This window comes from Variovorax sp. FG153 (assembly GCF_057809595.1).
On the sequence record NZ_JBMDKG010000027.1, the window covers coordinates 1 to 12,072 of the forward strand.

Annotated in this window: 13 protein-coding genes; 8 read left to right on the forward strand and 5 right to left on the reverse strand. The window is 69.9% G+C overall.

Annotated features, from left to right (window positions below):
- The 7 genes from ACODT0_RS25440 to ACODT0_RS25470 all read left to right on the forward strand — a co-directional run.
- Positions 1-420: EamA family transporter (locus ACODT0_RS25440; protein ID WP_489042595.1), on the forward strand; the 420-nt coding region annotated here is incomplete at its 5' end.
- A gap of 94 nt (positions 421-514) precedes the next feature.
- Complete coding sequence (atpE, locus tag ACODT0_RS25445; RefSeq protein ID WP_057594681.1) at positions 515-754, forward strand: F0F1 ATP synthase subunit C; 240 nt, start codon at positions 515-517, stop codon at positions 752-754.
- Positions 755-987: 233 nt separating this feature from the next.
- Entirely contained in the window at positions 988-2,181 is a 1,194-nt protein-coding gene (locus ACODT0_RS25450; protein ID WP_261212392.1) for an ABC transporter substrate-binding protein, read from the forward strand.
- Between the two features lie 166 nt (positions 2,182-2,347).
- The gene (locus ACODT0_RS25455) at positions 2,348-3,268 is read left to right on the forward strand and encodes a branched-chain amino acid ABC transporter permease (RefSeq protein ID WP_057594683.1); all 921 of its coding nucleotides are present in this window, start codon (positions 2,348-2,350) and stop codon (positions 3,266-3,268) included.
- Positions 3,265-4,215 (forward strand): branched-chain amino acid ABC transporter permease, encoded by a 951-nt coding sequence (locus ACODT0_RS25460; protein ID WP_489042596.1) that lies wholly within the window; start codon positions 3,265-3,267, stop codon positions 4,213-4,215. Before ACODT0_RS25455 ends, ACODT0_RS25460 begins: the two co-directional genes overlap by 4 nt.
- Entirely contained in the window at positions 4,212-4,967 is a 756-nt protein-coding gene (locus ACODT0_RS25465) for an ABC transporter ATP-binding protein (RefSeq protein WP_057594685.1), read from the forward strand. Before ACODT0_RS25460 ends, ACODT0_RS25465 begins: the two co-directional genes overlap by 4 nt.
- Positions 4,968-4,978: 11 nt before the next feature.
- Positions 4,979-5,680, forward strand: a complete 702-nt coding sequence (locus ACODT0_RS25470) for an ABC transporter ATP-binding protein (RefSeq protein WP_057594686.1) — start codon at positions 4,979-4,981, stop codon at positions 5,678-5,680.
- Between the two features lie 7 nt (positions 5,681-5,687).
- Here ACODT0_RS25470 and ACODT0_RS25475 read toward each other — a convergent pair whose 3' ends face one another.
- The gene (locus ACODT0_RS25475) at positions 5,688-6,299 is read right to left on the reverse strand and encodes a class I SAM-dependent DNA methyltransferase (RefSeq protein ID WP_479670984.1); all 612 of its coding nucleotides are present in this window, start codon (positions 6,297-6,299) and stop codon (positions 5,688-5,690) included.
- Positions 6,300-6,381: 82 nt separating this feature from the next.
- Positions 6,382-7,599 (reverse strand): multidrug effflux MFS transporter, encoded by a 1,218-nt coding sequence (locus ACODT0_RS25480; RefSeq protein ID WP_489042597.1) that lies wholly within the window; start codon positions 7,597-7,599, stop codon positions 6,382-6,384.
- 75 nt (positions 7,600-7,674) lie between these two features.
- Here ACODT0_RS25480 and ACODT0_RS25485 point away from each other — a divergent pair, with 75 nt between their 5' ends.
- Positions 7,675-8,625, forward strand: coding sequence for a cupin domain-containing protein (locus ACODT0_RS25485; RefSeq protein ID WP_489042598.1), 951 nt, complete (start codon positions 7,675-7,677; stop codon positions 8,623-8,625).
- 6 nt (positions 8,626-8,631) lie between these two features.
- Here the strand turns inward: ACODT0_RS25485 and ACODT0_RS25490 are convergent, their stop codons facing one another.
- The 3 genes from ACODT0_RS25490 to ACODT0_RS25500 form a co-directional block, all read right to left on the reverse strand.
- Positions 8,632-10,089: a SulP family inorganic anion transporter gene (locus ACODT0_RS25490; RefSeq protein WP_489042599.1), complete on the reverse strand. Its 1,458-nt coding sequence runs from the start codon at positions 10,087-10,089 to the stop codon at positions 8,632-8,634.
- 320 nt (positions 10,090-10,409) lie between these two features.
- A complete protein-coding gene (locus ACODT0_RS25495; RefSeq protein ID WP_057594690.1) occupies positions 10,410-11,120 on the reverse strand; it encodes an SDR family oxidoreductase in 711 nt (236 codons plus the stop codon).
- A 341-nt stretch (positions 11,121-11,461) separates the two neighbouring features.
- Positions 11,462-12,070, reverse strand: coding sequence for a glutathione S-transferase (locus ACODT0_RS25500; RefSeq protein ID WP_057594709.1), 609 nt, complete (start codon positions 12,068-12,070; stop codon positions 11,462-11,464).
- Positions 12,071-12,072 lie beyond the last annotated feature (2 nt).

Below are 12,072 nucleotides of genomic sequence, written 5' to 3' on the forward strand. Positions count from 1 at the left end.
GGGCGGGGCGCCCCCCCCACCTGGGCGCTGGGCACGCAACTGCTGCGCCACACGCGCATCGGGCTGCCGACGCTCACGCTCTCGTTCTGGATGACGGCGCTCACCGCGGTGGTGATGACGGTGCTGTCGGCGCTGTTCGAACGCGACCAGTGGCGCTGGCCCGGCAGCGTGACCTGGGGTTCGATCCTCTACAACGCGGTGCTGATCTTCGGCTTCGCGCACGCGGCGTGGTTCTATCTCGCGCGCGGGCTGCCGCCCGTGGCCTCCACGCTCAGCGTGATGTTCATCCCGGTGCTCGGCGTGTTCAGCGGCGCCGTGTGGCTCGGCGAGGCGGTGCACTGGCAGGACTGGGTGGCGGTGGCGCTGATGATGGTGGCGATCGCCTCGGTGCTGTGGCCCTCGCGCGCCGCGCGGACCTGAGCGATCGCCGCGCGCGCATGACCCGCGAGGTCATGGACCCGGTGCAGTCGATGCGAGACAGTACGTCCAGGCATCAACCACTGGAGAAAGCACCATGAACGGCTTCAACATCCTCCCCCTCGCGGTCGCCCTGCTGATCGGCATCGCGGCACTGGGTTCGTGCATCGGCATCGCGCTGGTGGGGCAGAAGTTCCTCGAAGGCACGACGCGCCAGCCCGAGATGGTCGACACGCTGCAGACCAAGTTCTTCCTGGTCGCGGGCGTGACCGACGGGGCCTTCATCATCGCCACCGGCATCGGCCTGTGGTTCGCGACGGCCAGCCCCTTCGGCTGATCGGCGCGAGGAAAGCGGCGCACCACGCAGGCGCCGCGCCCTCTTCGAGGGCATCGCAGGCGGCATCGATCCAGGTCGATGCCGCTTCTTTTTTTGGGGACATCGGGGCCGCGCACGAGGCGGCCACTGGCACCATTCGTGCTAGCACCGTTGACACCGAATTGTTTACGGCTAAAGTATTTAGCTATCAACGGTTCGATGCCGTTTCACCCCCATCCCTGCCGGAGAACCCGATGAGCCAACCGTCCCCGAAATCGTCCGCGCTGCCGCGCACCCTGCTTTCGCTGCTGCTGTGCGGCGCCGCGGCCTCGGCCATGGCCGCGCCGGTCAAGGTCGGCCTCGCGCTCGACATCTCGGGCCCGTTCGCGGCGCTGGGCGCCGAGGCGCGCGACGGCTTCGCGCTCGGCATCAAGCAGCTGGGCGGCAAGCTCGGAGGGCAGGAGGTGGAGTTCGTGCAGGCCGACATGGCCGGCAGCCCCGACCAGGCCAAGCAGCTGGTCGACCGCATGATCCAGCGCGACAAGATCGACCTGTTCAGCGGCCCGATCGGCTCCAACGTGGCGCTGGCCGTCGGCCCGACGCTGTTCAACGCCAAGGTGCCCTACCTCTCGGCCAACGCCGGCCCGAGCCAGTTCGCGGGCGCGCAATGCAATGCCTACTTCTTCGGCACCGCCTACCAGAACGACCAGTTCCACGAGGCCGCCGGCAAGTTCGCGCAGGACCGTGCCTTCAAGAAGATCGTGCTGATCGCGCCCAACTATCCCGCGGGCAAGGACGCGCTCGGCGGCTTCAAGCGCCAGTTCAAGGGCCAGGTGGCCGACGAGCTCTACACCAAGCTCGGCCAGATCGACTACGCGGCCGAGCTCGCGCAGCTGCGCGCCTCCAAGCCCGACTCGATCTACTTCTTCCTGCCCGGCGCGATGGGCATCAACTTCATCAAGCAGTTCGTGGGCGCGGGCCTGTCGAAGGACATCACGCTGGTCACCAGCGGCTTCTCGGCCGACGAGGACGTGATCGGCGCCGTGGGCGAGCCGATGCTGGGCCTGTTCAACACCTCGCACTGGGCGCACGACCTCGACAACGCCGCCAACAAGGCCTTCGTGGCCGCGTTCCGCAAGGAATACAACGGCCGCTACCCGTCGGTCTACGCCGCGCAGGCCTACGACGCCATCCTCGCGATGGACGCCGCCGTGAAGCAGGCCGGCGGCAACGCGCAGAACCGCGAGGCCGTGATCGCGGCGCTCAAGAAAGCCAACTACGCCTCGACGCGCGGCAACTTCAAGTACGCCAACAACCACTACCCCATCGAGAACTTCTACCTGCGCGTGATCGGCAAGGATGCGCAGGGCAAGGTCACGAACAAGCTGATCAACACCGTCTTGACCAACTACGGCGACAGCTACGCCGACAAGTGCCCGATGAAGTAAGCGGCGCCCGCGCCATTCGGATTCCCGAACTTCCGGACGCAGAGGACGCGAAGAATCCGCGAAGGACGCGAAAGAGACAGGGGAAAACTTTCGAGGTTTTCTTTCGCGTCCTTCGCGAAACCTTCGCGCCCTTCGCGTACGGCTGCCCGCATTCCACTCTCATCCAATGACCCCCATCCTCGTTCTCGAGCAGCTGCTCAACGGCCTCGGCTACGGCCTGATGCTGTTCCTGCTGGCCGCGGGCCTCACGCTGGTGTTCGGCATCATGGACGTGCTGAACCTCGCGCACGGTTCGCTGTTCATGGCCGGCGCCTACGTCGCGGCAGAGGCGCACACGCGCACCGGCTCGTTCGCCGCGGCCATCGTCATCGCGGTGGCGGTCACCGTGGTGGTGGCGCTGCTGCTCGAGGTGCTGCTGATGCGCCGCCTCTACACGCGCGACCACCTCGCGCAGGTGCTCGCGACCTTCGGCGTGATCCTGGTGGCCGACGACCTGGTCAAGATGATCTGGGGCCCGTCGCCGGTGATGGCGCCGACGCCCGCCGCGCTCTCGGGCCCGGTCGAGCTGATGGACGGCCTGCCCTATCCCTCGTACCGGCTCGTGATCCTGGTCGGCGGCATGCTGGTCGCGCTGGCGCTCTACCTGCTGGTGAACCACACGCGCATCGGCATGCGGGTGCGCGCGGGCGCTTCCGACCGGCCGATGGCCGAACTGATGGGCGTGCGCGTGGGCCGCATCTTCAACGGCGTGTTCCTGCTCGGCGCGGCACTCGCCGCGCTGGCCGGCGCGCTGATGGGCCCGATCGTCGCGGTGCAGGTCGGCATGGGCGAACAGATCCTGATCCCGGCGCTGGTGGTGCTGGTGATCGGCGGCATCGGCTCGGTGCGCGGCGCCTTCGTGGCCGCGCTGCTGGTGGGCATCGTCGACACCATCGGCCGCGCCTTCGTGCCGATGCTGCTGCGCGCCACGCTGCCGCCGGCCACCGCGGCCGACCTCGGCCCGCTGGTGGCAGAGGTCGCGATGTACGCGCTGATGGTGGCGGTCCTTCTCTTCAGGCCCTCGGGCCTCTTCTCGGCACGCGCATGAAAACCCGTCACATCGGCCTCGGGCTGCTCCTGCTGCTGCTCGCGGCCTTTCCCCTGATCGCACCGCTGTTCGGCCTCGAGTTCTACATCGGCTTCGTGCGCCGCGTGCTGATCGTCGCGCTGGCCGCGGCCAGCCTCAACTTCATCCTCGGCTTCGGCGGCATGGTCGCGCTCGGCCATGCGGGCTTCATCGGCGTGGGTGCCTACACGGTGGTGGCTCTCAGCGACGCCGGCACGACCTCGGCCTGGGTGCTGTGGCCCGCGGCCGTGGTGGCCGCCGGCCTGGCCGCCGCGCTGATCGGCACGGTGGCGCTGCGCACGCGCGGCGTCTACTTCATCATGACCACGCTGGCCTTCGCGCAGATGCTGTACTTCGTCGCGGTCTCGCTGCGCAAGTACGGCGGCGACGACGGCTACACGCTGATGAGCCGCCCCACCCTGCTGCCGGGCCTCGACCTCGGCAACGAGAGCAACTTCTACTGGGTGGTGCTGGCGCTGGTGGCGCTCGCGCTGTGGTGGCTGCAGCGCGCCACGCAGTCGCGCTTCGGCCATGCGCTGATGGGCATCCGCGACAACGAGACGCGCATGCGCGCGCTCGGCTACCCGGTGTTCCGGCTGCAGCTCGCGGCCTTCGCGATCGCGGGCGCCATCGCCGGCCTGGCGGGCGCGCTGCTCGCGGGCGGCAACGGCTTCGTGAGCCCGGCCACCATGCACTGGACGCAGTCGGCCACGCTGCTGGTGATGGTCGTGATCGGCGGCCTCGGCCGCAGCTGGGGCGGGCCGGTGGGTGCCGCCGTGTGGCTGCTGCTCGAGGAGGCGCTCAAGCAGCACACCGAACACTGGCACATGCCGCTGGGCCTGCTGCTGATCGCCGTCGCCCTGTGGGCGCCCCAGGGACTGGCCGCGCTGTCGCGCCGCCGCGCACCGCTTGCAAAGGCCACGCCATGAGCCTGTTCAGGATCGAAGGACTGGTCAAGCGCTTCGGCGGCCTGCTGGCGACCGACCATGTGAGCCTCACGGTGGAGCGCGGCGAAGTGCATGCGCTGATCGGCCCCAACGGCGCGGGCAAGACCACGCTGGTGAATCTCATCACCGGCCTGCTCAAGGCCGATGCGGGCCGCATCCTGCTCGACGAGAAGGACATCACCGGCTTCAAGGACCACCAGCGCGTGGCCGCGGGCATGTCGCGCTGCTTCCAGGTCACGCGCGTGTTCGCCAAGGACACGGTGCACGACAACCTGATGCTGGCCGCGCAGGCGCACGCGGGCAGCAGCCTGCGCTTCCTCGCGCCGCGCTCGCGCGAGAAGGACCTGGCCGACCGCGCCGCCGCGCTGGCCGAGCGCGTGGGTCTGGCGCGCGAGCGCGACCGCATCGCCGGCACGCTGCCGCACGGCGCGCAGCGCGCACTCGACGTGGCCCTCGCGCTCGCGGCCGAACCCAAGCTGCTGCTGCTCGACGAGCCGATGGCCGGCATGGGCCCCGACGAGTCGGCTCGCATGGTGGACCTGATCGAGTCGCTGCGCGCCTCGATGGCGATCCTGCTGATCGAGCACGACATGGACGCCGTGTTCCGCCTCGCCAGCCGGCTCACGGTGCTGGTGCAGGGCCGCGTGCTGATGAGCGGCACGGCCGACGAGGTGCGCGGGCATCCCGACGTGCAGGCGGTCTACCTGGGCACCGAAGCGGAAGGTCACGCATGAGTTCGACGACATTGCTCGAGGCCAAGGCCATCGAAGCGGGCTACGGCGCCAGCCAGGTGCTGTTCGGCATCGACCTGCGCATCGGCGCGGGCGAGGTGCTCGCGCTGCTGGGCCGCAACGGCATGGGCAAGAGCACCCTGCTCAAGGTCATCACCGGCATGCTCGCGCCGATGCGCGGCGAGCTGCGCTTCGGCGGCGCGGCCATCGGTGGTCACAAGCCCGACGCCATCGCGCGCCGCGGCGTGGCCATCGTGCCCGAGGGCCGGCACGTGTTCCCCAATCTCAGCGTCGACGAGCACCTGCGCGCCTTCGCGCGCCCGCGCCCCGGCAGCGCGCCGCGCTGGACCGTCGAGGCGCTCTACGGCCTGTTCCCGCGCCTCGCGGAGCGCAAGGCCAACGCGGGCAACCAGCTCTCGGGCGGCGAGCAGCAGATGCTGGCGATCGCGCGCGCGCTGTCCACGCATCCGCGCCTCCTGATCCTCGACGAGGCCACCGAAGGCCTGGCGCCCGTGATCCGCGAGGAGATCTGGCACTGCATCGCCACGCTCAAGTCCGAGGGCGAGGCGATCCTGGTGGTCGACAAGTACGTGCAGCGCCTGCTGCCGCTGGCCGACCGGCACGTGATCCTCGAGCGCGGGCGCGTGGTGTGGCAGGGCGACTCGGCCGCGCTCGATGCCGACCGTTCGCTGTGGACGCGCTACCTGGGCGTGTAGGTCTTCCTTATCCGCGCGGACGGCAGGCCAGGAAGCTGGCCCAGCGCACGTCCTCGCGGCCGATCCACTGCCGCTCCCAATCCAGTCGCAGCCCGGTCGCCGCGAGCTGCGCGGCGAACCGGTCGCGGTCCCAGTACACGGTCTGGTAATCGCCGTTGGTCTCGCCCTCGCCGATGCGCATGCCCGCGAGGAAGACGCCGCCGGGCGCGAGCGCGTCGAACACCTTGCGCAGCACCGGCGCGATCTGCGCGCGATCGACATGGATCAGCACGGCCATCGCGAGAATGGCGTCGTAGGGCCCGCCCAGCGGGTCGGTGACCACGTTGAGCAGCGCGCCCTGCTTGCCGCGCTCGGCCTGCAGGTCGAGAAAGGCCTGCGTGGCATCGGTGCGCCGCACGCTCACGCCCAGGGACTCGACGAAGTCGGCATCGCGCCCCGTGCCCGAGCCGACCTCGAGCACGCTGCCGCCCGCGGGCATGCACGCCACCATGCGGCGCAGCGCGTCCTCGATCTCGGGCGGCGGATGGTCCGCCACGATCGCGTCGTAGTCGCGCGCGGACGCCTCGTAGGACTGGAGGGTGCGCTGCATGCTGTCGAGCACCGGGGCGGGGATGTCCATGGGAGCCTTTCCGGTCCATCGGGCGCCGACGGAACGCGCAAAGGCTAGGCCCAAGGCCGCACCTTGCTCACGGGGCAATCACTTAGAACCCCTGCATGACACCGGGCACGCGCCGCACCGGCGGCAGGGTGCGCAAGGCCAGCGTCAGCACGACCGCCGCGCAGCCGGCGATGCCCACCACCATCGGCAGCGGCGTGCCGTCGGCGAACGGCGCGACCAGCGCCACCATCACCGCGCCGCCCGCGAAGTTCATCGTGCCGATCAATGCCGAGGCCGTGCCCGCGAGCGCGGCATGGCCTTCCATCGCGAGCACGAAGGCCCCGGGCACGATCAGGCCGTTGAGGCCGAAGCCGATCATCAGCAGCGCCACCAGCACGAAGAGCCGGTCCACACCCGCGAGCGTGAGCACCAGCAGCAGCCCGATGGTGGCGGCCTGCGCGATCACCGCGGTGCGCAGCACGCGCCGGATGCCGAAGCGCGCCACCAGCCGGCCGTTGGCCTGCGACAGCGCGAGCAGAGACACGGCATTGAGCGCGAACAGCACCGCGTACATGCGCGGCGAGACGCCGAAGTGCGTGCTCATCACGAAGGGCGAGTTGGCCACGTAGACGAAGAAGCTCGAGACGGTGAACGAGGCCATGAAGGCCAGTGCCATGAAATGGCGGTCGCGCAGCAGCACGCCGTAGCCGGCCATGGCGCTGCGGAAGTTGCTCGACAGCCGCGCGGTGGCGGGCCGGGTCTCGGGCAGCAGGCCCAGCAGCATCGCGAGGCCCGCGAGTCCGACGGCGGCAACGGCGACGAACACGGCGCGCCAGCCCAGGCTCTCGGCCACGAGGCTGCCGGCCAGCGGCGCGAGGATCGGCGACACGCTGTAGACCATCAGCAGCAGCGACATCATCCGCGCCGCCTCGGGCCCGGTGTACAGATCGCGCACCACGGCGCGCGGCGTGACCATGCAGGCGCAGGCGCCGAGCCCCTGCACGAAGCGCAGCGCGACCAGCACGCCCGCGTCGGGCGCGAAGGCGCAGCCGATGCTGGCGAGCATGAACAGCACGAGGCCCGCGACCATCGGCCGGCGGCGGCCGAACATGTCCGACAGCGGGCCCGCGACCAGCTGGCCGGCGCCGACCGCGATGAAGAAAGCCATCAGGCTGGCCTGCATCGCATGCGGATCGGCGCCCAGCGCGCGCCCGATGGCGGGCAGCGCGGGCAGGTACATGTCGATGGCGAAGGGGCCGATGGTGGTGAGCAGGCCCAGCACGACGGCGTGACGGAAAACTGGAGCGTTCGAGGAGGACATGCCCCGATGGTCGCGCGTCGGGCTGAATGATTGAATAATCATCAGCACTCATTTCCTATTCATTCGTACAGAATCATGGATCCCTTGTCCGATGTGCTCGCCATGCTCACGGTGAGCAGCACGCTCTCGTCGCGCTTCGAGGCGCGCGGCCGCTGGGCCTTCCGCTACGGGCACTACGCCTCGCACATCAAGCTGGGCTGCGTGCTCGAGGGGCGCTTCCGCATCCAGGTCGACGGCGCGGCCGCGCCGGTGATGCTGGAGGCCGGCGACTTCTTCCTGCTGACCAACGGCCTGCCCTTCTCGGCCGCGAGCGATCCGCCCGGGCCGCTGCAGGACGGCACGCGCCTGAGCCGCGAGCAGCGCGGCCCCGACGGGGTGCTGCGCCACGACGGGCTGGATGCGAGCGACGCGACGCGCGTGGTGCTCGCGAGCGGGCGCTTCGCGCTCTCGGGCGAGGCCGGCGAACTGCTGCTGCGCCACCTGCCGCCGCTGATCCACCTGCGCGCGAGCGATCCGGGCGCGCGGCCGCTCGTGGGCCTGCTCGACCTGATGGGCTGGGAGACGGCCGAGCTGCGCCCGGGCTCGACGCTGGCGCGCACCAACCTCGCGGCGCTGGTGCTGGTGCAGGCGCTGCGCGTGCATCTCGCGAACGCGCCGCAGCCCGAGGGCTGGCTCGGCGCGATGACCGATGCGCGCATCGGCACCGCGCTGTCGCGCATGCATGCCGACATCGCACAGCCCTGGACGGTGGAGCGCCTGGCGCGGACGGCCAGCATGTCGCGCACGGCCTTCGCGCTGCGCTTCAAGGCGCTGACAGGCTCGACGCCGCTCGACTATCTCGGCGGCTGGCGCATGACGGTGGCGCGCCATGCGCTGCGGCACGGCGACGAGGGCATCGCGCGCATCGCCGAGCGCGTGGGCTACCAGTCGGAGACGGCCTTCAGCGCGGCCTTCCGGCGCGCGGTGGGCGAGAGCCCGGGGCGCTTTCGCAGCCAGGTGCGCGCCGAGGCGGCCGCCGAAGCCTGAGCCGGCTCACTCCGGCGCCGCGTCGAGCCGCAGCACGAGGTCGCGGCTGGCCTGGTTCATGCCGCTCACGTCGACCGCGCTGCCGTGCTTGCGCAGCCGCTCGACCACCTTGCGCAGCGCCGCCACGGCGGTCACGTCCCAGAAGTGGGCCTGCGAGACGTCGATACTCACCGGCGCGCCGTCGATCTCGCGCACGTCGAAGGCATCGACCAGCATGTCGGCCGAGGCGAAGAAGACCTGGCCGCTCACGGCGAAGCGCCAGGCGCCCTCTTCGTCCTGCCGCCCCTGCACCCGCAGCAGCCGCGCCACCTTGAAGGTGAAGAAGACGCCGCTGAGCAGCACGCCGATGCCCACGCCCGCGGCCAGGTTGTCGGTGGCGACGGTGACGGCCACGGTGGCGAGCATCACGACGCTCGACAGGCGCGGATGGCGCACCAGCGTGCGCAGCGAGCCCCAGTCGAAGGTCGAGGCCGAGACCATCACCATGATCGCGACCAGCGCCGCCACCGGCACCTGCGACACCCAGGGCTTGAGCAGCACCATGAGGATCAGCAGGAAGGCCCCGGCGAACAGGGTCGAGAGCCGGCCGCGGCCGCCGTAGCGCACGTTGCTCACGGTCTGGCCGATCATTCCGCAGCCCGCGATGCCGCCGAAGCAGCTGGCCGCCACGTTCGCGAGGCCGAGGCCGCCGCACTCGCGGTTCTTCGAGCTCGGGGTGTCGGTGAGTTCGTCGACCACGCTCGCGGTCATCATCGATTCGAGCAGGCCGACCATCGCGATGGCGAAGGCGGGCAAGGCGATGATGCGCAGCGTCTCGAGGGTCAGCGGCACGGCCGGCAGCGCGAACATGGGCAAGGCATCGGGCAGCTGGCCGAGGTCGGCCACGGTCTTGAGCGGCAGGCCCAGCCACTGGCCCGCGAGCGTGACCACCACGATGCACACCAGCGGCGAGGGCACCGCGGTGGTGAGGCGCGGCAGCAGGTAGATGACCGCGAGCCCGAGGCCGACCATCGCCCAGGTAGCGGCGTTGGCGCCGATGAAGTGCGGCATCTGCGCCGCGAAGATCAGGATCGCGAGGGCGTTGACGAAGCCGGTGCGCACCGACGACGAGACGAAGCGCATCAGCACGCCCAGGCGCAGCAGCCCGAAGACGATCTGCATCGCGCCCGCGAGCAGGCCGGCCGCGAGCAGATAGGCCAGGCCGTGCGCATGCACCAGCGGCGCGGCCACCAGCGCCACCGATCCGGCCGCGGCCGAGACCATGGCGGGGCGCCCGCCGGTGAAGGCGATGACGATGCCGATGACGAAGGAGGCGAACAGGCCCACCGCGGGGTCGACGCCGGCAACGAAGGAAAAGGCGATGACCTCGGGAATGAGCGCGAAGGTGGCGACGGCGCCGGCCATCAGTTCGCGCGGAATGCTCGGGCACCACTCGGTGCGCAGGCGGCTGTAGCGGGAAGACATGGAAAAAAACGGAAAGCAGCCCGCGTGCCGGCAAGGCATCGCGGGACGTTGGAAGGCATCGCGCCGGCTGGCGGCGCAAGGGAGAAAGCGGCGGGCGCTGCCGCCGCGCTTCATTCAATGCGCCAGGCTCAAGGGGGAGTCAGCCGCGAGCAGCCCGATTGCCGGGACTGGCTGTCGCGCGCGATGCGAGCGAGCGCATAGCAGGAGGCGCGCCGGCGGGCATGCCGGCTGAAGAGAAGGACGTCCGCGCGAAGCTTGTTGGGATGGCGGGACGTCCTCGGGCACATGGGCGCCGATTGTAGGCAGCGCCCATGACGGCCTCAGACGGAGCGCGTGATGCCCCCGTCGACGCGCAGGTTCTGGCCGGTGATGTAGCCCGCGCCATCGGAAGCGAGAAAGCCGATGGTGGCGGCGATCTCGTCGCTGCGGCCATAACGTCCCATGGGGATGCGTTCGCGGAACACTTCCTTCTCGGGCAGGCTGTCGATGAAGCCGGGCAGCACGTTGTTCATGCGCACGTTGTGCTCCGCATACTGGTCGGCGAAGAGCTTGGTGAAGGCGGCGAGGCCGGCGCGGAACACGCCCGAGGTCGGAAACACGGGATCGGGTTCGAAGGCGGCGAAGGTCGAGATGTTGATGATGGCGCCGCCCCCCTGCTTGACCATGTGCGGCGTGACGAGGCGGCTGGGGCGCACGGCGCTCAGCAGGTAGACGTCCATGCCGCGGTGCCAGTCGTCGTCGGTGATTTCCAGAATGGGCGCGCGCGGGCCGTGGCCGGCGCTGTTGACGAGCACGTCGATGCGGCCCCACTCGGCGATGACGCGGTCGACGAGTGTCTTGAGGTCGTCGTTCGACTGGTTGGAGCCGGTCACGCCAATGCCGCCCAGCTCCTTCGCGAGGGCCTCGCCCTTGCCCGAGGAGGAGAGGATGGCGACGCGAAAACCGTCCTGCGCGAGCTTGCGGGCCGCGGCGGCGCCCATGCCGCTGCCGCCTGCGGTGACGATGGCTACCTTTTTTTGCTCAGAAGACATTCGGGGTCCTTGGTTTCTTGCGGAGGGTCGCATTTAGCCAAGGAATCTTCGGCTTTGCCAAGCTGGGCTTTTTTTGTTCGGGGCGCGTGCACAGGGCATCGGGTACTTCCCTCCGCGAATGTCCCCCGCCCTTCGGGCTCCTCCTTGATTTCGCTGCGGGAAGCACCCACTGCCCTGTGCACGAGAGGCGCTGCGGTGGTGCCGGCGGTTCAACAACCGCTGCGTCCAGGCGCGCGTCGATGGGGTACTCCCCGCAGCGAAATAAAGGAGGAGCCGAAGGCGGGGGACATTCGCGGAGGGGAGTACCCCATCGGCGTGAGCCCGCCCCACCCGCAAAAAACTCAAGCCGTAGGCAACGTAGCCTGCATCGAAGCCCGCCGATTGAACGCCTCGAACCACTCAGCGCTGCGAGGCGCCTGAGCACGCCAATCCACATCCGGAAACCGGAAGTCCATGTACCCCAGCGCACAGCCGAAGGCGATGGTCCCGATGTCCACACGTTCACCGAATCCGGCCGCTTCCTTCTCGAGCCATTCGAGCCCCGTGCGCACCTTCGCGAGCTGGCCGTCGGTCCAGTCGGCCCAGCGGAATTCCTGCGGACGCAGCACGTTCTCGTAGCGCGCGAGCAGCGCGGCGGCGGTCATGCCGTCGGCCAGCGAGAGTTCGGTGAGGCGTGCCCAGCGCGCCTTGCCCGAGGCGGGGAACAGCGTGCCGCCCTGCTGGTCGTTGAGGTACTCGCAGATCACGCGGCTGTCGAACAGCGCCTGGCCATCGTCGGTGAGGAAGGTCGGCACCTGGCCCAGCGGGTTGGTCGGCAGGATGGTCGCGTCGCGCTTCACCGGGCCGGCCGCGCTCGGCAGGCGCTCGATGCGCTCGGCGATGCCGAGCTCGTGCGCGACGACCATGCATTTGCGCACGAAGGGGGAAGCGGGGGAATAGAAGATCTTCATGA